This is a genomic window from Mycobacterium alsense (assembly GCF_002086635.1).
Classification (GTDB): domain Bacteria; phylum Actinomycetota; class Actinomycetes; order Mycobacteriales; family Mycobacteriaceae; genus Mycobacterium; species Mycobacterium alsense.
Genome location: NZ_MVHD01000046.1, coordinates 1 through 21,658, shown reverse-complemented (window position 1 = coordinate 21,658; position 21,658 = coordinate 1). Strand labels below are relative to the sequence as shown.

The following is a 21,658-nucleotide window of genomic DNA, read 5'->3' as shown; positions in this document are numbered from 1 at the left end:
CCATACTGTTGGCCGTCTAACAGCACGCCCGGCCGTTGCCTCGGTCCGGGGGCGCAATAACTAACGCCGCGAGGCCGATTGAGACCGGCGGTCGGCGCGCTCGCGCCTTTCAGGCGCCGGTGCGCCCGATGGCCAGCGCCGACGACGAAGCGGCGGATTCGAGGGCGGCCGTCAGCCCGTCGAGGGGGATGTGGCTCAGGGCGCTGCGCCGGTGGGCACCCAACAGGCCTTGTTCCCAGAGCGCGTCGATCAGCCCGACCATGAACGCGTCGCCGGCGCCGACGGTGTCCACCACCCGAACCGGCCTGGCCGGGACCCGGGCCGCGCCGGCCGGGCAGAGCGCCAGCGCGCCCCGGGCACCCATCGTCACGGCCACGATCGAGGGTCCCGACGCCAGCCAGGCCCGGGCGGTCCACCCCGGTTCGTGGTCGGGGTCGATCCAGCGCAGATCCTCCTCGCTGGCCTTGACGACGTCACTGCGCTCGACGAGGCGCTCGATCCGTGCGCGGGCCAAGTCGCGGTCGGCTATCAACGCCGGTCGCACATTGGGATCGAAGGTGATCGTGGCCGAGACGCGATAGGTGTCGATCAGCGCCGCGACCGCCAGGCAGCCGGGCTCGTGAACGGCCGCGATCGAGCCGGTGTGCACCAGCAGCGGCGGCGCGACCTCGGGCGTGCCCGAAAGCCGCCACTCCATGTCGAAGGCATAGGTCGCCGACCCCTCGTCGCCGATCGCCGCTGCGGCCGTCGGTGTGCGACCGGCCGTGGCGCTTCCCGGAACAAGCTGCGCGCCAGAGGATTTGACGTAGTCTTCGATCCGGTGGCCCCGTTCGTCGTCGCCGATGTGGGTCAAGAAGTCGACGAGGCGGCCCAGCCGGGCCAGCCCGACCGCGACGTTGAGCGGGCTGCCGCCGACGTACTCGTCGCCGTCGATGATGTCGATCAACGACTCGCCGATCACCAGCCCGCGGCTCACCGCAGCAGTTCCTCCAGCGTCGCGCGAGCTCCCTTGCGGTGCAACGAATCCAGCGCCCAGCGGTAGGCCTCGACGAAGCGTGGCTGGTGCGCCAGGTCGCAGAACACCGCAGTGACCTCGATGAACGCGGTGGGATTGTCGTACTGCGAGCGTGCGATCGGCACCAGGGAGTCGGCCAGCTGGTCCAACACCTCGTACGGCACCCCCCACTCGTCGACACCCTCGGCGTAGCGGGCCCAGCTGGCCACCACCGCGGCCGCCAGTCGAACCGGCCCGCCACTGGCCAGGTTGTCGCAGATGACGGGATACAGCCATTTGGGGATGCGGTCCGACGAGTAGGCGCACAGCCGCGCGACGGTGTCGCGCACCGCCGGGTTGGCGAATCGCTCGATCAGCGTGCGGGCGTAGTCGTGCAGGTCGATTCCCGGCACCGGCGGCAGCGTCGGGATGGCCTCGGTGTCGAAGTAGGAGAGCAAGAACTCGGCGAACAACGGATCCCGCGCCGCGTCGTGGACGAACTCGAAGCCGCAGAGATGGGCGAAGTAGGCCAGGCACTGATGCCCCGCGTTCAGCAGCCGCAGCTTCATCAGCTCGTACGGGCGCACGTCGTCGACCACCAGCACGCCCGCCTGCTCCAGCGGCGGCCGCCCATCGGCGAAGTCGTCTTCGATGACCCAGGCGGCGAACGGCTCGGCCACCACCGGCCACCGGTCGTCGACGCCGAGGTCGCGGCGCACTTCCGCGGCCATCTCCAAAGTCGTTGCCGGAGTGATGCGATCGACCATCGAGCACGGGAATCGGACGTGCTCGGCCACCCACGCTGCCAACTCGGGAGCTACGCGCTCGGCATTTGCGAGCACGGCACGCCGCGCAACCTCACCGTTGTTCTCGATGTTGTCGCAGGAGGCGATCGTCGGTGCGGCGATTCCGCGGCGGCGACGTCGGTCCAAGGCCTTGGTGAGCAATGCGAACGCGGGCCCGTCGGGATCGCGGTACCCGCCTTCGGTGATGGTCAGCGAGATGATCCGGGTGGACGGTGCCGCGAGGACCTCCAGCGCTGACTCCGGATCGTCGGGTGCGTAGCGGTAATCGACGATCGAGCCGATCACCTGCGCATCCCGGCTGCCGTCGGGATTCTCCAGAATCAGCGTGTACAGCCCGTCCTGATCGTTCATGACGTCGCGCATGGTCCAGTCGGTAGGCATCACGCCTACCCCGCAGATGCCCCACTCGCGAGCCAAACCCTGTTGCAGCAGCAGATTGATGAACGCGGCCTGGTGTGCCCGGTGGAAGTGACCGGCTCCGATATGTGCGATGCCGACGCTGACGCTGCCGCGGTCGTAGTTCGGCCCCTCGATCGGCAGCCTGGAGAGCTCGGCATTGTTCAGGTTGACTGCGCTGGCGGACATTGGCGCCTCCTCCCCGGGCCGTAGCCCGGATCGTTACCGGGCCCGGGACCCTCCGGCCGGCGCGGCCGACAACAGCAGGACATCGGCGAGAGCACGCCACGTTTCCGTCACCGCGACGGCGCCCGCATCAATCAATTCTGCACGGCGGCACTCCCGTTCGTCAGCCGGCACGAACATCAGGTTGCCGACGGTGACGTAGCCGGCGGCAACCGCGGACGTCACGCCGGCAACGGAGTCCTCGATGGCCAGCCCCTGTTCGGGCTCGATGCCCAGCGCCCGTCCGGCGTGCAGATACACCGCCGGATTGGGTTTGCTTGTCGGCACGGGAAGAGAATCCTCCGCGCTGAAGGTCACAGCCTCCGGGAGCAGCGCGTCGAGGCCGGTCGCTTCGAAGCAGGCCCGCAGGCGTCCCGTGGCGCTGGAGCTCACGGCCGCGAGTGCGTAGCGCCCCGCGAGGTTTCGCAGCGGTTCCAGCACCTCCGGGTCGGGCGTCAGGGTGGCCGCCAGGTGAGCGGTGACCCGCTCGCGCTCGTCGCGCACCCACCGCTCGAGTTCGTCGGCGGACAACGCGTCGCCGCTCGCCAGGTCGCCGGCCGAGGCGACCACCGCCGCGGGACGGCCCCGGGTCAACGTCTCGGCGAGCGGCACTTCGCACTGCACCGCCAGGTCGAGCGCCGTATTGCGGAAGTTCTTCCCGACGGCGCGTTTGCGCAGTTCCTCGCAGCTGAGCGGCGCGGTGACCCCGAACCTGGCCAGGAAACGGTTCGTCACCTGCGTCGACGCATCGAACGCCGGCCTTTCCGACCCGAACAGGTTGTCGTCGGCGTCGCAGAGCAGGGTGGTGATCGGCGCCGCGTCGAACGTGCGCACCAGGGTCAGCCCGCCGTTCATCGCGTCACCAACTCCCGCTCGCCGTTGCGCAGCGCGTCATGCAACGTGGGCACCACGCCGTGGTCGTCGATGTCGGCGATCATTCCGCGCAGGCGATCCGCGAAACCGGGAACCGCGCGTACCTCCGCGAACATCTCGTGGCTGAGCAGCGGATCGGGGTTGTCGACCGCCATGTTGGCCAACCTGGTCACCGGTATCGCCTGGGAGTCTTCGAGGCGGAGCTTTCGCCCCTCGAGATCGTGGCCGCGCATATAGCGCGCCCATCCGGCAACGGCCAACATCAGCAGCGTGTGCGGCCTGCCCCGCGCGATCGCCTCCCGCAGGGAGGGCAGCACGAACGACGCGATCTTGCTCGTTCCGCGCCGGGCCAGCCGCGACAATTGGTCGCTCATGCGGGGGTTGCCGAGCCGGTCGAGCAGGCTGCCCCGGTATCCGGGTGTATTCATCCCGGGGACGCCCGGCAGCAGCGGCTGAATCTCGTCGCGCAGGAGTTTTTCGACGTAATCGAAGATGACGCGGTCCCGCATCGCTTCGTCGGTGGACTGGTAACCGGCCAGCGTGGCCAGGCAGGCCAGCGCGATGTGGGTTCCGTTGAGAAGACGGGTCTTGATCAGTTTGTGGTCGCTGACATCGGCAACGAATTCGGCGCCGACCTCGTCGAGCGGCGGCCGGCCATTGCTGAAGGAATCCTCGATGACCCATTGGCGATGGGGCTCGGTCACGACCGGCCATTTATCGGCGACCCCGAAGGTCCGCTCGACGAAATCGCGCTCCGACGTCGAGGTTTGTGGGGTGATGCGATCGACCATGGTGGACGGGAATGCGACATTCGTGTGGATCCAGCGGGCGAGCCCGGGGTCCGTCAAGGCGGCGAACGACACCAGCGCGGTTCTGGCCGGCCGGGTATCGCCGGGAATGTTGTCGCAGCAGAGCACGGTGAACGGCGCGACGCCCGCGCGGCGACGCCGGTCGAGCGCTTCGGCCAGATATCCCCACGCGGTGGCATACCCCCCGCCGGGGGCATTGGAAGCGACGAGGTCAGCGCGCACGTCGGGATGGTCGGCGTCGAACTCGTCGGTGGCCGGATTCAGGAAATATCCGTTGCCGGTGATGGTCAGGCTGACGATGCGGGTTTGCGGATCCGCCAGGGCGGCGCGGACCGCCGCGTCGTCATCGGGTGCATAGTGCACGGAGCCGATCGAGCCGACCACGCGGGCGGTCTGGCGGTCGTGGCCGCGCTGCACGACGGTGTACAGGCCATCTTGGGCCGACAGCAGGTCTTTGGCGTCGGGGGAGTGGAGGCTGACGCCGGTGACCCCCCAGCGGTCCGAAATACCCGAGCAGGCAAGGTCATCGAAATACACCGCCTGATGTGCGCGGTGGAAGTTTCCCGCTCCGATGTGAACGACACCACGCCGAAGGCTTGATCTGTCATAAGCGGGCACGTCCACTCGCTCTGAGTGAAGTCGCAATGTCGCGTCGCTCAGGGGGACGGCGCCGTCCCGACGCCAAGGGGGTGGGATGACATCAAACATTCCGTCCACCTGTACCCGCGGGGTCGGTGGTCGGTCAACGCGTCCGTGTGTGATGTCACAAAATTGATCGAGTTGGATATCGATAGTCGGTGGTCAACGCAGTTAACACGGTGGAAACGCGTAGGTTGACTTTCATGGCGGCACGCGTGAAGCTCACCAACGCGGACAAGGTGCTCTACCCGGCCACCGGAACCACCAAGCGCGACGTCTTCGAGTACTACACCCGCATCGCCGAGGTGATGCTGCCGCACATCGCCGGGCGCGCCGCCACCCGCAAGCGGTGGCCCAACGGCGTCGAGCAGGAATCGTTCTTCGAAAAACAGTTGGCATCCTCGGCGCCCGACTGGCTGCCCCGGGCCAGCGTCACCCACCGGTCCGGCACGACAACGTATCCGATCATCGACAGCACCGACGGGCTGGCCTGGATCGCGCAGCAGGCGGCCCTGGAGGTGCACGTGCCGCAGTGGCGGTTCGTCGCCGAATGGACCCGAAGCCGCGCCGAGGAGCTCAAGCCCGGCCCGGCGACGCGACTGGTGTTCGACCTGGACCCCGGCGAGGGTGTGACGATGCCCCAGCTGTGCGAGGTGGCCCACGCCGTGCGGGACCTGATCACCGATATCGGGCTGACCCTCTTTCCGCTCACCAGCGGCAGCAAAGGGCTGCACCTGTACGCCCCGCTGAATGACCCGGTGAGCACCAGCGGCGCGACGGTGCTGGCCAAACGCGTTGCGCAGCAACTGGAAAAGGCGATGCCCAAGCTGGTCACCTCGACCATGACGAAGAGCTTGCGGGCGGGCAAGGTGTTCCTGGATTGGAGTCAGAACAACGGGTCGAAGACCACCATCGCGCCCTACTCGCTGCGCGGACGGGAACACCCGACGGTCGCGGCACCGCGCACCTGGGAGGAATTGCAAGACCCGAAGCTGCGCCAACTGCGCTACGACGAGGTGCTCGAGCGGGCGGCCCGCGAGGGCGATCTGCTAGCGTCGCTGGATAGCGACGCGCCGGTCCGCGACCGGCTGGCCAGATACCGCAGCATGCGGGACGCGTCGAAAACTCCCGAGCCGGTTCCGGATGCGAAACCAGCTGCGGGCCAGGGGAACATGTTTGTCATCCAGGAACACCACGCTCGCCGCCTACACTACGATTTCCGGCTGGAGCGTGACGGCGTGCTGGTGTCGTGGGCGGTGCCGAAAAACCTGCCCGAGACCACCGCGGTCAACCACCTGGCGGTGCATACCGAGGACCATCCACTGGAATACGGCACGTTCGAGGGAAACATCCCCAAAGGCGAATACGGCGCCGGCAAGGTTGTCATCTGGGATTCGGGGACCTACGAAGCCGAAAAGTTCCTCGACGATGAGGTTATCGTGAACCTGCACGGCAACCGAATCTCCGGGCGCTACGCGCTGATCCAAACCAATGGCGACCAGTGGCTGGCGCACCGCATGAAGGACCAGAAGGTCTTCGAGTTCGACGAGCTGGCACCGATGTTCGCCACGCACGGTTCCGTCGCGGCGCTCAAGGCGTCCCAGTGGGCGTTCGAGGGCAAATGGGACGGCTACCGTCTCCTCATGGACGTCGATCACGGCCGCATGCGCCTGCGCTCCCGTAGCGGACGCGACGTCACGAAGGAGTATCGCCAATTCGAGTCGCTGACAGAGGATCTGGACGACCATCACGTCGTGCTGGACGGCGAGGCCGTGGTCCTGGACAAGTCCGGCGTGCCCAGCTTCCACGCGATGCAGAACCGGGGCCGCGGCAGCCGCGTCGAATACTGGGCGTTCGACCTGCTCTATCTCGACGGCCGCTCGCTGCTGCGGGCGCGCTACCAAGACCGGCGCAAGCTGCTGGAAACCCTTGCCGGCGCGGGCAATCTGATTGTTCCCCCCCTGCTGCCCGGCGACGGTGCCGAGGCGCTCGAGCACTCTCGCGAACGCGGGTGGGAGGGCGTGATCGCCAAGAAACGCGACTCCAGCTATCAGCCGGGCCGGCGGTCCGCGTCCTGGATCAAGGACAAGCACTGGAACACCCAGGAAGTGGTCATCGGCGGCTGGAAGGCCGGGGAGGGCGGGCGCACCAGCGGCATCGGCTCGCTGCTGATGGGCATCCCCGGGGACGGCGGACTGCGCTTCGCGGGGCGGGTGGGCACCGGCTTCACCGAACGCGACCTGGCGAACCTGAAAAAGACGCTGGCGCCGCTGCACACCGACGAGTCCCCGTTCGACCCGCCGCTGCCCCGGAGCGAAGCGCGGGGCGTGACGTACGTCGAGCCCGTCCTCGTCGGCGAGGTGCGCTACAGCGAATGGACCCCCGATGACCGCCTGCGCCAATCGAGTTGGCGCGGGCTGCGGCCGGACAAGAAACCAAGTGAGGTGGTGCGCGAGTGAAATGGGTTACCTACCACTGCGATGACGGCGAGCGCGCCGGGGTCCTCTCCGGCGACACCATCCACGCGACGCCGGCGCGCGTGACGCCGCTCGAGCTGATCGGCCGCGGCGCCGACGGGCTGCCCGCGGCCGGTGAGGACGCGCTGCGTTCGCCGTCGGCCGTTGTGCGGCTCGACGAGGTGACAGTGATGGCGCCGATTCCACGCCCACTGTCGATCCGGGATTCGCTGTGCTTCCTGGAATACATGCGCAACTGACAGTGTTGGCTGAGCGGGGTGTTGTACTGGCCCGTGAACAGGTTTACCGAATGGCAACCCATGCTCCGCAGCGGATGAGTATGGATGTTCTTGTAGGGTTGTGCGACATCCTTGAGGATCAACGACGGCGGAGTGCACGTCAGAATCAACCGCAATGGGGCCTGGTTGACCTTGGCGCAGGATCTGACGGCTCCGGTTCTTGCTGAACTGCTTGGGCTCCACATCAATACCGCGAGTCGCTAGTGCCGGATTGCGCAACGCGACTGGAGCTATTGAAAGCCTTCGGACCAACTGTGACATCCAGGCAGCCCGAATCCGACGCTGGTTCGTCACCTTGGATGCTGTCTCAGCTCGCGCCGGGATGACACTCCGAGTTTGGTGAAGATCTTGCTCATGTGCCATTCCACTGTGCGTGGGCTGATGAAAAGGTGGCTGGCGATCTCGGCATTGGTATAGCCATCACCTGCCAGCCGGGCGATGTAGCTTTCTTGAGTCGTCAGTATTGCGGTCGATGTGTCGCGCCGCTGTATTCCTAGGGGCTCACCTGCGGCCATGAGTTCGCGGCGGCTGCGTTCGGTGAAGCCGTCGGCTCCCATCTGCAGAAACATCTCGTAAGCGGTGCGTAGTTCAGTGCGTGCTTCGGTCCTGCGGTTCTCGCGTCGCAGCCATTCGCCGAAAAGCAAATGGGTTCGTGCGGTCAGAACCTTGAGCGGCGACTGGCCCAGTTCGGTTATGGCCAAGCGGTATTCCTGCTCGGCTGCGGAGCCCACGCTCATCAGCGCCTTGGCGCGTGCCGCGTAACCCCGCGCAGTTGCAGTATCGGTTGTTTCGGCTCGCTCTATCAACTGTGCAGCTGCCGCTTTAGCGGCGTTCGTCTCACCTGACCTAGCCGCAGCCTCTACCATCTCGTTGAGCAGGTGGCCGTACATTCCGACGTCGTCGTACTTCAACGACGTTGTGCACGCTGTGAAGGCCTCGTCATACTGCGCGAGTCCGTTGTGCAGTACGGCCAATGCGAAAAGAACGACGGTGATTTCGCTGCCCTCACCGCGTTCGCTCGCCTCCGAGATGGTTGCCTGAGCGAGCTGCCTGGCAAGTTGCTCTTGGCCGCGGCATGCGGCGAGATAGGTTTTGATGGAGTGGTGAGGGGGCGCTCCTGTAGCGGTTGCGATCGCGTCGGACTGTTCGAGCAGATCCTGGGCCTGCGCGAAGTCACCCGCCGTGACGCATGATCCGGCATAGGTCGTTAATGCGGCTGGTAGGACCGTCAATTCACCTGCTGCACGCAGCAATTCGAGCTGGTGAGCGTTGAGGTGGTTGTAGGTGTCCTGGTCGAACAGGTCGAGAAGGACGCGTAGCGTGATGTCGTGCGACCGGGGATCCGCCATTCCGGCTGCGTCTTCCCCCAGGTATCTGTTGATGGCGCGGCGCAGCAGTGGTGCGGCGGCGGTGTGACCTTCGGTGAGTCGGACGACGAGTCCGTCGAGAAGGAGGTCGGCGCTAGCCGGTTCGGCCGGAGGTGGCAGTTGTCGCGCTGCGGCAGCAATTGCTGCTGCGGATCCTTTCGGATCCGCGTGGAGTCGGCCCACGATCATCGCTGCCACCAGAGCCTCGAGAAAGGCGTCCCGTGCCAGTGCCGCGTCCACCAGGCGCAGTTTCTCGGCTGCTGCCAACAGCAGCGGAGGTGCGTCTCGGCCTCGCTGGGCGGCGAAGGCGATCTTGGCCCGCACGAGATCTGCTCGTGCACTGAGTAGTTCGTTGTCGGTACCAGTTACTGCTGCCAGCATTCGCGCCGCGCCTGTGGGATCGCCTGCGTCCAATTTTGACAAGGCGGCCGCGAGTCCGCGCTCAGCTCGATGGACGGGGTCGGGTGTGAGCTCCGCGGCGCGCGCCAGAAAGGCTGCGGCCGCGGCCGTCCCTCCACGGCGGCTGGCCTGCTCGGCCGACCGTTGGAGGTCCATCGCGACCGCCTCGTCGGGTGCGTTCGCAGCGTGGGCACGGTGCCAGACACGATGTTCCTGCGCGAGGGCCCCGGGAATCACCTCGGCCAATGCAGCGTGGGCTTGCCGCCGCTCCGATGGGGTAGCGCCGCCATAGACAGCTGATCGGACCAGAGGATGCCTGAATCGCAATCGGGTATCCACGGTCACCAAGCCGCTCTGCTCCGCCGGAATACCGGCGTCCGCGCCGACCCCGAGCCGCGCTGCGGCCGCCCACAACCATGTGGGTTCGCCGGTGGGTTCTGCGGCCGCGATGAGCAGGAGCGTGCGGGTTTGTGACGGGAGTTCACCCAACCGTTGACCGTAGGTCTGTTCGATCCGTGTCGCCACTGGTCCGGCGGACGCCAGGCCGTATCCGCCGGCAAGCCGCGCCGGGGGCAGCGCACGACTCAGCTCGAGCAACGCCAGCGGATTCCCGTCCGCTTCGGCGAGGATGTTCTCGCGGACAGATTCGTCGAGTCGAGTCGGAATAATCGTTGCGAGCAGGGCGCGGGCGTCGGCATCGGACAGGCCGGCGAGGTGCAGTTCGGGCAGGGCGGAGAGCTCTGGATGAGCTTGGCTGCCGCGGGCCGCAAAGACCATCATGACCGGCTCAGCGGACAGGCGCCGCCCGGCGAACACCAGTGCTTGTAGTGACGTGCGATCAACCCACTGCGCATCGTCGATGATGCAGATCGTGGGCCGCTCGGTCGCGGACTCAGAGAGCAGCGATAGCACCGCCAAACCCACCCGGAGGGGATCCGGTGCCGCACCGTCACGCAGGCCGAGCGCCACCCGCAGCGCCTTCCGTTGAGGGTCGGGCAACCGGTCGATATGACCCAGTAATGGGGCACACAGCAGCTGAATGCCTGCATAGGTGAGTTCCAACTCTGATTCGGCACCGCTGAGGGCGATGACGCGCAGGTCTGCGTCTCGATCACGGACGTCCAGCAGCAACGCGGTTTTGCCGATCCCCGCCTCACCCCGAAGTACCAGAACCGCACTGCCGCCACCGCGGACTCGGTCAACTAGTTCGGACAGCTTCTGCTGCTCGGCGCGCCGACCGACCAGCGTGCCGCGTCCAACGTCGCCGACCATGCGGTGATCTTGACACGCGCACGGGCTCGCGGCAGCCGAAGCCCCGCGGCTTCACACTGCCCGCATAGACCCGGGTGTTCATCGACCCGTGATTTATACGGGGTGAGCATCACCCGCAGTGGGGTGTGATGTGCGCAGCGAGTCCGCAGCAATAGCGCGAAGGGTGCGAAAAATGGCCGAAACGAAGTCTGTCCACGAGGTCACATATGACCTGCTCCGCACGCTGGGGTTGACCACGGTCTTCGGCAATCCCGGGTCCACCGAGCAGACGTTCCTGCAGAACTTCCCCGACGATTTCACCTACGTTCTGGGATTGCAGGAAGCCTCGGTGCTAGCGATGGCCGACGGGTTCGTGCAGTCCACCGGCAAGCCCGCATTGGTCAATCTGCATACCGCAGCCGGTACCGGCAATGCGATGGGCAGCCTCGTTGCCGCCTACCGTGCGAATACGCCGCTGATCGTTACTGCCGGCCAGCAGACGCGCGAGATGTCGCTGTGTGACCCGTATTTGAACAATCCCGACGCGACGGTCATGCCGCAGCCGTGGGTCAAGTGGGCTTATGAACCCGCGCGCGCCGAGGATGTGCCCGCGGCATTCATGCGGGCATACGCGGTGGCGATGCAACCGCCGGCCGGTCCGGTGTTCTTGTCAATCCCGCTGGACGACTGGAACAAGCCGGCGCTGGGGCCGGCCGTGGTCCGGACGGTCAGCCACCGTGTGCAGCCCGATGCCGAGCGGTTGCGGGAATTCGCCGCACGGATCAGCCGCGCGGAGCGACCACTGTTGGTTCTCGGGCCCGAGGTTGATCGCGCCGGCGCCTGGGACGCCGGTGTGGCTTTCGCAGAAAAGTTGCGCGCGCCGGTGCGCGGTGGTCCATTGGCGCCGAGGTGCTCGTTTCCGGAGGATCACCCCCTCTACGCGGGTCCGCTGCCACTGACGATCGCCGGTGTCAACGAGGCCGTGAAGGGCTTCGACCTCGTCATAGTGATCGGGGCGCAGGTGTTCAGTTACTACCCTTACGTGGCGGGCGACTATTTGCCCGAAGGAACCGACCTGCTGCAGATCACCGTCGATCCCCACCTCGCCGCGGTCGCGCCGGTGGGCGACAGCCTGGTCGGCGACATGGACACCGTCCTGGAACAGCTCCTGGAGTTGGTGGAGGTGCCGGCCGACCGACACGCCCCGCCGGGTCTGAGCCGAGATTTCAGCGGAGAGCTGCCCGTGGCGTCCGCGCCGCTGCTGCCCAACGATGTCTATGCGGTACTGAGCTCGGTCAAACCGGATGACGCGGCGGTCGTCATGGAGTCCACCTCCACCTTGGCCGACCTCATCCAGTGGTGGCCTACCCGGCGCACGGGCAGCTTCTTTGCCACCGGAAGCGGAGGTATCGGCTGGGGTGTCCCCGCAGCGGTGGGTATTGCGCTCGGCGACCGGGCCCGCGGCGTGAAGCGAACCATCGTCGCCTCGATCGGCGACGGTTCGTTCCAGTACTCCATCCAGGCCATCTGGACCGCTGCGCAGCACAAACTTCCAATCGTGTTCGTGGTCCAGCGCAACGGCGAGTACTGCGTGTTGAAGTCCTTCGCACTTCTCGAGGAGACGCCCAATGTCCCTGGCCTCGACCTGCCGGGTCTCGACATAGCAGCACTGGCAACCGGTTTCGGGTGTCGAACGGCCAATGTGGGAAGTACAGAAGAACTCGCCCAGGAGTTCAAAGCTGCCCTGGAGGCCGACGGGCCGACCGTCCTCGTCGTGCCCACACAGTCACACCTGCCGGCTCTGGGTTAAGCGATGCCGGTCTACACATGCACCACCGTGCAGTCGACGCTGAGCGCCGACACGAAGGCCAATCTGGCCGCAGAAGTAACCAGGATCCATTCGATGATCAATCACGTTCCCGGTGCGTACGTGAACGTTGTCTTCCACGAACTGCCTCCCGATGCCGTTTACACCGACGGGCAACCTTCACAACCGCTGCTGATCAACGGGTGGGTCCGCACCGGCCATCCGGAAGCCCAAAGTAGCCAACTGGTCGCCGAGGTCGCCGCAGCGGCCTCCCGAGTAACCGCCATCCCCGCCAAGCGGGTCCTCGTTGTCATTCAGAACAGCCCGGCGCATTTGGCCATCGAAGGTGGCCGGGTGCTGCCGGCTCCGGGCGAAGAAGAAGCGTGGTTGCGAGAGACCGCTGCTGGCGGACAGGGCGCTGATTGAAATGTCTACTGACACTGAGCATCTTCCTGCCCCGGACAGTGTTTCTTTTGGACGGTTCACCGCAGCGGCAGCCGCACACGGCGACGTCACCACCGACGAGGGCGTACTCAACGAACGCGGCCGCGACTACTGGGGCGTCGGAGGAGTAGCGGGCCTGCTCCTGCGCCCCCACGGTCGCGACGACATCGCTCCAATCATGCGCCTGGCCTCAGAGCACGGCGTCGCGATCGTGCCACGCGGCGGTGCGTCGAACTGCTCAGGCGGGATGATGCCGGCCGCAGGCCGGGTCTTGCTGGATCTGACCGGACTGAATCAGATCCTTGATATCGATGTCGAGAATCACCGCGCCCGGGTCGAAGCCGGCGTCATAAACTCCGATCTACAAACGGCATTGGCTCCGCATGGGTTGTGTTTCTCACCCGATCCCGTCTCGGCACATCTGGCCACCGTCGCCGGGAACATCATCGAAAACGCCGGTGGCCCGCACGCGTTGAAATACGGTGTCACCTACAACCACATCCTGTCGGTGGACGTCGTACTGCCCGACGGATCGACTGCCACCTTCAGCGCCGACGACGAAGGACCGGATCTGCTCGGTCTGATCATCGGATCCGAGGGCACGTTGGGGATCGTCACCGAAGCCACCGTCGCGCTGCGCCCGATCGCTGACGTGACCCACAGCCTGATGGGTGCGTTCGCCAGCGCACGAGAAGCCGCCGACACCATCGCGGCGATCATCGCCACGGGAGTGGTGCCCGCCGCCGTAGAGTGGCTCGACCGAGCCGGAATCGCCGGGCTACAGCAGTTTTACGACACCGGCTATCCGCTGGACGCCGATTCCATTGTGCTTATCGACGTCGATGGAACCGCAGCGGAGGTGGCTCGTGATCAGGCGGTCGTCGAGCGAGTGTTACGGGAGCGGGCCACCGAGGTCCGGATCGCGGAGGACGAGAAGGACCGCGACGCGCTCTGGTATGGGCGCCTCAACGCGCCTAACTCAGTGGTGCAGAGCGGCAAGGGATTCTTTATCGGTGACGTCACCGTGCCGAGGGATCGCATCCCCGAGATGCAACAAGCCATTCAGGCCACCGCGGCCCGCCATTCCGACGGACTGCTGTTCATCGCGGTGTGCGGTCACGCCGGCGACGGTGACCTGCATCCGACGACGTTCTATGATAGGGACAACCCGCTGGCGGCCTCCGCTCTGGAAGCCGCGAACAACGAGATCATCGAAGCCGCATTGGAATTGGGCGGTACGATCACCGGTGAGCACGGTGTTGGCACCGAGAAGATCCAGTTCATGACCAAGCGCTTCACGCCGGTGGAGATCGCTGCTCAACGCTCGATCAAGAAGGCGTTCGATCCCGCCGGGCTGCTCAACCCGGGCGTCGTGTTGCCCGGCCAATCCGCGGAGGAACCCGACACCAGCGCGTTCGGTGCCGCAGTCCGTGACGCCCTCGCAGGCACCCTGACCCCCGATACGGGTGCGTCGCTCACCGCCGGGGATAACACGGACATCACCGTCAACCTGCGCAACCTCAGCCTGGTCGTCGGCGCTGAAGCCACCATCGAGTCGATCAACCGCTATCTCGACGAGCAGGGGGTCACCTGCGGTGCGATCCCCGCCGTGGGCACGGACCGCACCGTCGGAGAACTCGTGGCCACCGCGACGGGCACCGAACGGGAACACATCAGGCACGCCCTGCTCGGGGCCGACGTCGCCCTCATCGACGGGCAGCAGCCTGCCCGTTTTGGCGCCGAGACCATGAAGGACGTCGCCGGATACGACACCAAACGGCTCTACATCAGCGCACACGGCGCCTTCGGTGCACTGGCCAGTCTGATCTTCAAGATCGCCGTCAATGCGTGACCGTTCGCACAACGGAAATCCGCTGAAAACGCCTGCAATGACTTGGTTTATCGACCTGCTAGCGCCTGTCAGAGTATCAGCCGGCGTCACGATTGCCGCCGTTGTGGCTCTCATCGGATGGCCTGCAAACGCAGCAGCGGCACCGCCCCTAAGCGGTGTGCAGCGGACCGTCGTCCTGGTCCACGGGGCGTGGGCCGACACGTCCAGCTGGGATGGCGTGGTCTCTGCACTCCAGCAACGGGGCTACGACGCGCGGGCGATCGCCAACCCGCTGGAGAACCTCACCACCGATTCCGAATACGTGTCGGCCTTCCTCAAGACGATCACCGGCCCCATCGTGCTCGTAGGGCATTCCTACGGTGGCTCGGTCGTCACCAATGCCGCCGCGGGCAACGCAAACGTCGAGGCACTGGTCTACGTCGACGCTGCGGCTCCAGCCGTCGGTGAGACCAACGGCTCGTTGAGCGGGTCAGATTCGGTGCTGAAACAGAGGCCCGAAAGTGAATTGTTCGACAAGCTTCCGTATCCGGGTGCGCCACCAGGAGCCGTCGATCTGTATCTCAAGAAGGACGTCTTCCTGAACAACTTCGGCAACGACCTGCCCACCGAGGAAGTCGGACGTCAGCATCTTCGCCGGCGGTTCGCACCTCACCCTGATCTCCCATCCAGATGCGGTGACCGCCGTTATTCAGAAGGCCATCGACTTCGTGAAGCATCCTTAGTGACCGCGATGCACGGGCATTCGCCTGCCTCATGACGAGATCACTCCGCCCAGCCGGACTTCACGGCGGAACACTCCCTCAGCCAATTCGTGCCAAACGACAGCATGGCAAGACCTTGACGCGCCAGTTGTGCGCGAGTGACTGCACCAGACCGACTTGCACCTGTTGAGCAAGCACCGTTACCAGTTCTCGCGACCTCAGAGTGTCTTCCACGTGATGGCTCGGCGGTTTTGGCGTGGCGTAGTGCCGGGCGGGTGCTCGCGCCGGGTTTCAGGAGATGTGCTGGGTCCTCGCCGGCGCGCAGTCGCTCGAGGAGGTATCCGGGATCGATCTCGGTGCCGATGGGGTTGCCGGCGAACTGTGCGGTGTTGAAGTACGCGGCTGTGGCTTCCACCGTCGGGAAGTTGTCGACTTGGAACTCCAATCGAATACCGTCCGGGTCTTCGTAGTACAGCGATGTCGTCGGCCCGTGGTTGATGGACCAGACTGGCAGGATGCTGCTGCGCTTGAGCCGCTCGTAATTGGTGAGCAAGCGGTCCAGCGTGAACTGCACTGCGAGATGGTCGACGCCGTAGAGCTTTCGGCGGAATCGCGCTAGCGGAAAGGCGAAGCGCAGCGGGCGGGGAACCTTGATCAGCGCGATGCGGTGATGTTCGTCGTCCCAGGAGAGGAAGGCGATCCGACTGTGTTCGTGGACCACGCGGGCCCCGAAAACCATTCGGTACCACGCGATCATCTGGTCGCTGCGCGCGGTCTTAACTACCCAGTGCGCAATGAAATCGGGCGCCTGGTTGTTGGCTGGCTGGGAGCTTCGCTTCGTTGTTCGTCCAGGATTCATAACGGGTGATCTGTTGTGCCGTCGGCGTACTCTCGATATTATCGGTTGATAATAGCAAGGTCGAAGCGAGGATCGAAAGGGACGTCCCCGGTGCGCCGACCAAGTTCGAGCTAGCGAAGGATTCATTTCATGCTGCTTCCGCCCGCGTCGGAGCCATTCACGGTTCCCACCGATCGCGACCTGCTCCCTTCGGAGCGGAGAGAATTTGTGCGCACCCACCGCACCTGTGTCTACGGTTACCGTCGCCGACACGACGGTCCGGCGATGTCGATCGTGTACTACATACCGACCGAAGATGACGAACTGCTGGTGTCAACGATTGCCGGGCGCGGCAAGGCGAGGGTGGCCGCGAGAGACGGGAAGGTCAGTCTTTGTGTCCTTGACGAACGCTGGCCGTTTGCCTATCTGCAGGTATATACCGACGCAACCGTCGAGCGCGATCGTGACCTCGTGGTCGATGTCATGATGGCCGTCGCCGGCCGGATGTCGGGTCAGCCACTCCCCGAAGAAGCCCGACCCACCGTCGAAGCGATGGCCGCCGAGGAGGGTCGCGTCGTCCTCCGTTGTCGGCCCTACGAAACCTTCGCGCAGCCACCGCGCCACCTCTATCACAATGATCAGGAAGAACGGATCACGCATTGGGTGTCGGCCACCGTGCCATGGGATGCGCCGGATCCGTCGTGATCTGGTCGCCTTAGAGCGCATACAGTCGGTAGCGTTTCAGACGATGAAAAAAACCGGTGCGCACGGGCGGGCCTCGCCTCGGCGGCGCCGGGCCCGAACCGGCATGCGCGAAGCGCTCCTGCAGGCTGCACTGGCCGAGTTCGGGGCCAAGGGATTCGACGGTGCTTCTACTCGCGCCATCGCCGCGCGCGTGGACGCCCACCAGCCGCAAATCAACTACCACTTCGAATCCAAGGCGGCGCTGTGGACCTCCGCAGTGAACTACTTGTTCGGGCTATTGCACGACGCCATGGACGGAGTTCTCCCGGCTGAACCGACTAACGTCGAAGTTCCGCAGCTGGCCGCGGTGTTCGCTGACGGGATACGTCGGTTCGTCGCGTTTGCCGCCGAGCATCCCGAGCTCAACCAGATCATGGTCCATGAGGGGACTGCCGACTCCGACCGATTGGCGTGGTTGACCCAAACCCACGTCAAACCGATTTTTGAGATGGTCGGCCTCGGATGGCGCATGCTGCAGCACGCCGGCGTTGCGGCTCGCGTTGACGGCGACATCTTCTACTACCTGCTCATCGGCGGCGCATCGATCCCCTACGTCAACGCGCCCGAAGTGCGCCTTCTCACCGGCCGAGATCCCAACGACGCCGGCTGGATCACCGCGCACGCGGACGCGTTGATCACCATCTTGCTGCCTGGAATGGCTGCGGCGACGCTGTGATTCGGTGCGATAGCGGATAATTCGAACGGCGGCAGAGGGTGAAGAAGCCATGATGTGATCGTCTTAGAGTGTCAGGGACAAGCGGACTCGACGGAGGGTTGAATCAGCATGCGCTGGGTGACATATCGAGGTGCCGACGGCGAGCGCGTCGGTGTCCTCTCCGGTGACACCATTCATGCGATGCCGGCGGGCGTGGCGCTGCTCGAGCTCGTCGGCCGCGGCGCCGACGGGCTGCGCGCGGCCGGTGAGGACGCGCTGCGTTCGCCGTCGGCGGTGGCGCGGCTCGACGAGGTGCGGTTGCTGGCGCCGATTCCGCGCCCGCCGTCCATCCGGGACTCGCTGTGCTTCCTGGACCACATGCGTAACTGCCAGGCGGCACTCGGCGCCGGCCGCGTGCTGGCCGACACCTGGTACCGCATTCCCGCCTTCTACTTCGCCTGCCCGGCAACGGTTTTGGGTCCCTACGACGACGCCCCCGCCGCGCCCGGAAGCGCCTGGCAGGACTTCGAATTGGAGATCGCCGCGGTCATCGGCACCACCGGCAGGGACCTGACCGTCGAGCAGGCCGAGGCCGCGATCATCGGCTACACCATCTTCAACGACTGGTCCGCGCGCGACCTGCAGCAGCTGGAGAGCCAGCTGGCGATCGGGCAGGGCAAGGGCAAGGACAGCGGGGTCACGCTAGGCCCGTACCTGGTCACCCCCGACGAGCTCGAGCCCTATCGCCGAGACGGCAAGCTCGACCTGCCGGTGATGGCGCGGGTCAACGACACCGTGATCGGGTCGGGGTCGACCGCCCAGATGGACTGGACCTTCGGCGAGGTGATCTCCTACGTCTCGCGCGGTGTGACGCTGGTGCCCGGCGACGTCATCGGCTCGGGCACCGTGCCCACGTGCACGCTGGTCGAGCACCTCAATCCCGCTGCGCTGGAGTCGTTTCCGGGATGGCTGCGCGACGGCGACGTCGTCACCCTCCAGGTCGAGGGCCTGGGGGAGACCCGGCAAACTGTGCGCGCCAGCGCCACGCCGCACCCGCTGGCTCCCCGGCCGAATCCGGACGCCGCGTCAGTCCCCGCCCGGGTCAACCGGGCGCCGGCGAAGGTGCCCTACACCCGCGGCCTGCACGAGGTCGCCGACCGGGTGTGGGCGTGGACCCTGCCGGACGGCGGCTACGGGTGGAGCAACGCCGGGCTGGTCGCCGGCGACGGCGCCTCGCTACTCGTGGACACCCTGTTCGACCTGGCGCTGACCCGCGAAATGCTCACCGCCATGCGACCCATGACCGACAGCGCGCCGATCACCGACGCGTTGATCACCCACTCCAACGGCGACCACACCCACGGCAACCAACTGCTGGACGCCTCGGTGCGGATCCTCGCCGCCCAGGGCACCGCCGACGAAATCGCCCACGGGATGGCGCCCGAGATGCTGGCCATGGCGCAGACCGCCAACCTCGGCCCGGTCGCGACGCCGTACACGCGGGATCGCTTCGGGCACTTCGACTTCAGCGGCATCACGCTGCGCAACGCCGACCAGACGTTCGACCGCGAGCTCACCATCGAGGTGGGCGGGCGGCGCGTCGACCTGCTCAACCTGGGCCCCGCGCACACCGCCGCCGATTCGGTGGTGCACGTGCCCGACGCGGGCGTGCTGTTCGGTGGCGACCTGTTGTTCATCGGCTGCACCCCGATCGTGTGGGCCGGCCCGATCGCCAACTGGGTTGCGGCGTGCGACGCGATGATCGCGCTGGACGCCCCGATCGTGGTGCCGGGCCACGGGCCCGTCACCGACCCGGACGGGATCCGCGCGGTGCGAGGCTATCTCGCGCACGTCGCCGAGCAGGCCGAGCTCGCCCACCGCAAGGGGCTGTCGTGGTCGGAGGCCGCCGACACCATCGACCTCGGCGAGTACGCGAGTTGGCTGGACGCCGAGCGCGTCGTCGTCAACGTCTACCAGCGCTACCGCGAACTCGACCCCGACACACCGCAATTGGAGGTCATGGCGCTGCTGGTGATGCAGGCCGAGTGGCTGGCCAAACACGGCTGAGCGCTCGCGAGGGTGCAACTGGCGAGGCATCGGCCGAGAGCGGGGCTCGGTAGTTGCACTCTCGCGGCTAGGTTTTGATCGCCCGCACGAAGCTGATCGCGTTCGCCGCGCCCTGCCGCTCGGCCTCCGCCAATTCCCGCAGACTGGCCGCGATGAACAGGTCGTTGAGCCCAAACGTGGTCGTGTCCCAGCCGTCGCCGCCCAGGTGCGCGGCGACGTCGGTGTGCTGGCCGGGGTAGGTCAGGCCGGCGATGTCCAGGTCGAGCCCGTGGCGTCGCCAGCCCTCCGTCGTGCGGCGCGCCTGCTCCTGCGACTCCGGCGAACCGTCGTTGAGCGTTCCGAAGTCGGCGGCGAATCGGCTGCCCTCGGCCGACAGTGGGGTGATCGCGTCGAGCAACCGCACCTCGGCCTCCGGCGGGAGAAACCCGATGAGCACCCCCTCGGCCAGCCACGCCGTCGGCGTGGCCGGGTCGAAGCCGGCCGCTTGGAGCGCCGCCGGCCAATCGTCGCGAAGGTCGATGCCGATCGTGCGGAGCTCGGCGGTGGGGGCCGCGCCGATCTGCGACAGGGTCGCGGCCTTGAACGCGATCACCTCGGGCTGATCGACCTCATACACCGTCGTGCCGGCCGGCCACGCCAGCCGGTATCCGCGAGAATCCAGCCCGGACGCCACGATCACGACCTGACGCAGGCCCGCCTTGCCGGCCGCGGCGAAGTAGTCGTCGTAAAACCGGGCGCGGGCGGCGAACGTGTCGACCATCCGGGGAAAGCCGACGGCCGTCTCGAGCTCGTCGGAATCGAGCTCGCCGCCGGCCAGCCTGGTGAATACGTCCAGCCCGACGCCGCGGACCAGCGGTTCGGCGTACTCGTCGGTGACGACCGGCTGCGGGCTGCGGGTGGCGGCCGCGCGCGCCGCGGCGACCATGGTGGCGGTGGCGCCGACGCTGTTGGCCAGGTCCCAGGTGTCGCCCTCGGTGCGTGCCATGAGAATCTCCTTCGGGATCGCGTCAAACCACGGTAGGCCGTGTGGGCGAAGACCGGGCGTCGCCTACGGTTTGGGTATGCCCGCAGTCGAATTCGAGACGCTCGAGGACAACATAGCCCGCATCACCCTCAACCGGCCGGAGCGCCTGAACGCGATCGACGGGTCGCTGATCGACGGCGTGGACAAGGCCCTCGGCGCCCTCGACGGCGGCGAGCACCGGGTCGCGATCCTGACCGGCGCCGGGCGGGGGTTTTGCGCCGGGGCCGACCTGAGCGGCACCGGCGAGCCCTGGACCCAGCCGAAGCCGAGCAGCCCGCCGTTCAAGGTCAACTACGACGCCCAGGCTCGGCTGGCCGACCTGTTCACCCGCATCTACGAGTTGCCGATCCCGGTGATCGCCGCGGTGAACGGAGTCGCGGTCGGCGGCGGGCTGGCCTTCACGCTCGTCAGCGACATCCGCGTCGCGTCCGAACAGGCCCGGTTCGGATCGGTGTTCATCAAGGCCGGCTTCTCGTCGATGGACATGGGCACCAGTTACCTGCTGCCGAAGATCGTCGGCGCCGGGGTGGCGCGCGAACTGATGCTCACCGGCCGCATCATCGACGCGGCGGAGGCCTATCGCATCAAGCTGGTGCACCAGGTGGTGGGGCCCGACGACCTCATGCCGGCGGCGCTGGCGCTGGCCCGCTCGATCGTGGCGAACAACGCATATGGCGTGTGGCAGACCAAGATTGGCCTCAACGCGGCGCTGGACGCGCCGAGTCTGCGGCATGCGATCGAGCTGGAGAACCGCACCCAGATCCTCAGCGGTTTCACCAACAATCCGATCGAGGCGGCCAAGGCGCACCGCGAGAAAAGGGCGCCCGAGTGGGATCCCCTGTGACGATGATGGGCGCCGCGCTCGTGACCGCCGCTGGGTTTGATGGCGGCGGCCCACTTCGCCCGGCTTCGCCGCGCTCGTGACCGCCGCTAGATGTACTCAGCTAGGACGTTGGTGACACTCTGGTGATCGGGGGTTTGCCTCCGATGGCTGAGTGGCGTCGTTGATTGT

16 protein-coding genes and 1 pseudogene are annotated in these 21,658 nt (G+C 66.4%); 10 read left to right on the top strand and 7 right to left on the bottom strand.

Annotated features, from left to right (window positions below; genetic code table 11):
* Window positions 1-109: 109 nt before the first annotated feature.
* From BST11_RS20875 to BST11_RS20860, 4 genes are read right to left on the bottom strand one after another with little or no spacing between them, the layout of a single operon-like run.
* Complete coding sequence (locus BST11_RS20875; protein WP_083139903.1) at window positions 110-976, bottom strand: carbohydrate kinase family protein; 867 nt, start codon at window positions 974-976, stop codon at window positions 110-112.
* The gene (locus BST11_RS20870; RefSeq protein ID WP_083139902.1) at window positions 973-2,385 is read right to left on the bottom strand and encodes a mannitol dehydrogenase family protein; all 1,413 of its coding nucleotides are present in this window, start codon (window positions 2,383-2,385) and stop codon (window positions 973-975) included. Before BST11_RS20870 ends, BST11_RS20875 begins: the two co-directional genes overlap by 4 nt.
* A 33-nt stretch (window positions 2,386-2,418) precedes the next feature.
* A complete protein-coding gene (locus BST11_RS20865; protein ID WP_083139900.1) occupies window positions 2,419-3,276 on the bottom strand; it encodes an HAD family hydrolase in 858 nt (285 codons plus the stop codon).
* A complete protein-coding gene (locus BST11_RS20860; RefSeq protein WP_083139899.1) occupies window positions 3,273-4,811 on the bottom strand; it encodes a mannitol dehydrogenase family protein in 1,539 nt (512 codons plus the stop codon). The genes BST11_RS20865 and BST11_RS20860 overlap by 4 nt, the downstream gene beginning before the upstream one ends.
* Before the next feature lie 134 nt (window positions 4,812-4,945).
* Here BST11_RS20860 and BST11_RS20855 point away from each other — a divergent pair, with 134 nt between their 5' ends.
* Together BST11_RS20855 and BST11_RS20850 are read left to right on the top strand one after the other, a co-directional pair.
* Entirely contained in the window at window positions 4,946-7,201 is a 2,256-nt protein-coding gene (locus BST11_RS20855) for an ATP-dependent DNA ligase (RefSeq protein ID WP_083139897.1), read from the top strand.
* A pseudogene (locus tag BST11_RS20850) lies at window positions 7,198-7,455 on the top strand (fumarylacetoacetate hydrolase family protein); the annotation flags it as partial. The gene BST11_RS20855 and the pseudogene BST11_RS20850, both read left to right, overlap by 4 nt.
* Window positions 7,456-7,787: 332 nt before the next feature.
* Here BST11_RS20850 and BST11_RS20840 read toward each other — a convergent pair.
* Window positions 7,788-10,535, bottom strand: coding sequence for a helix-turn-helix transcriptional regulator (locus BST11_RS20840; RefSeq protein ID WP_083139894.1), 2,748 nt, complete (start codon window positions 10,533-10,535; stop codon window positions 7,788-7,790).
* Between the two features lie 172 nt (window positions 10,536-10,707).
* Between BST11_RS20840 and mdlC the strand changes: the two genes are divergently transcribed.
* From mdlC to BST11_RS20820, 4 genes are read left to right on the top strand one after another with little or no spacing between them, the layout of a single operon-like run.
* A complete protein-coding gene (gene mdlC / locus BST11_RS20835; protein ID WP_083139893.1) occupies window positions 10,708-12,324 on the top strand; it encodes a benzoylformate decarboxylase in 1,617 nt (538 codons plus the stop codon).
* 3 nt (window positions 12,325-12,327) lie between these two features.
* On the top strand, window positions 12,328-12,747 hold the full coding sequence (locus BST11_RS20830; RefSeq protein ID WP_083139891.1) for a tautomerase family protein: 420 nt from the start codon (window positions 12,328-12,330) through the stop codon (window positions 12,745-12,747).
* Between the two features lies 1 nt (window position 12,748).
* Window positions 12,749-14,617, top strand: coding sequence for an FAD-linked oxidase C-terminal domain-containing protein (locus BST11_RS20825; protein WP_083139890.1), 1,869 nt, complete (start codon window positions 12,749-12,751; stop codon window positions 14,615-14,617).
* A complete protein-coding gene (locus BST11_RS20820; protein ID WP_211284746.1) occupies window positions 14,610-15,374 on the top strand; it encodes an alpha/beta fold hydrolase in 765 nt (254 codons plus the stop codon). Before BST11_RS20825 ends, BST11_RS20820 begins: the two co-directional genes overlap by 8 nt.
* Window positions 15,375-15,379: 5 nt before the next feature.
* On the opposite strand, the gene BST11_RS20815 is transcribed toward BST11_RS20820, so the two are convergent.
* Window positions 15,380-16,177 (bottom strand): VOC family protein, encoded by a 798-nt coding sequence (locus BST11_RS20815; RefSeq protein WP_142276472.1) that lies wholly within the window; start codon window positions 16,175-16,177, stop codon window positions 15,380-15,382.
* A gap of 129 nt (window positions 16,178-16,306) precedes the next feature.
* On the opposite strand from BST11_RS20815, the gene BST11_RS20810 reads away from it, so the two are divergent.
* From BST11_RS20810 to BST11_RS20800, 3 genes are all read left to right on the top strand, one after another.
* Window positions 16,307-16,861, top strand: a complete 555-nt coding sequence (locus BST11_RS20810) for a pyridoxamine 5'-phosphate oxidase family protein (RefSeq protein ID WP_083139887.1) — start codon at window positions 16,307-16,309, stop codon at window positions 16,859-16,861.
* A 43-nt stretch (window positions 16,862-16,904) separates the two neighbouring features.
* The gene (locus tag BST11_RS20805) at window positions 16,905-17,576 is read left to right on the top strand and encodes a TetR/AcrR family transcriptional regulator (protein ID WP_083139886.1); all 672 of its coding nucleotides are present in this window, start codon (window positions 16,905-16,907) and stop codon (window positions 17,574-17,576) included.
* Window positions 17,577-17,684: 108 nt separating this feature from the next.
* A complete protein-coding gene (locus BST11_RS20800) occupies window positions 17,685-19,622 on the top strand; it encodes a fumarylacetoacetate hydrolase family protein (RefSeq protein ID WP_083139884.1) in 1,938 nt (645 codons plus the stop codon).
* A gap of 67 nt (window positions 19,623-19,689) precedes the next feature.
* Here the strand turns inward: BST11_RS20800 and BST11_RS20795 are convergent, their stop codons facing one another.
* Window positions 19,690-20,607 (bottom strand): class I SAM-dependent methyltransferase, encoded by a 918-nt coding sequence (locus tag BST11_RS20795; protein ID WP_083139883.1) that lies wholly within the window; start codon window positions 20,605-20,607, stop codon window positions 19,690-19,692.
* A 76-nt stretch (window positions 20,608-20,683) separates the two neighbouring features.
* Between BST11_RS20795 and BST11_RS20790 the strand changes: the two genes are divergently transcribed.
* Window positions 20,684-21,490: an enoyl-CoA hydratase/isomerase family protein gene (locus BST11_RS20790; protein WP_083139882.1), complete on the top strand. Its 807-nt coding sequence runs from the start codon at window positions 20,684-20,686 to the stop codon at window positions 21,488-21,490.
* Window positions 21,491-21,658: the final 168 nt, after the last annotated feature.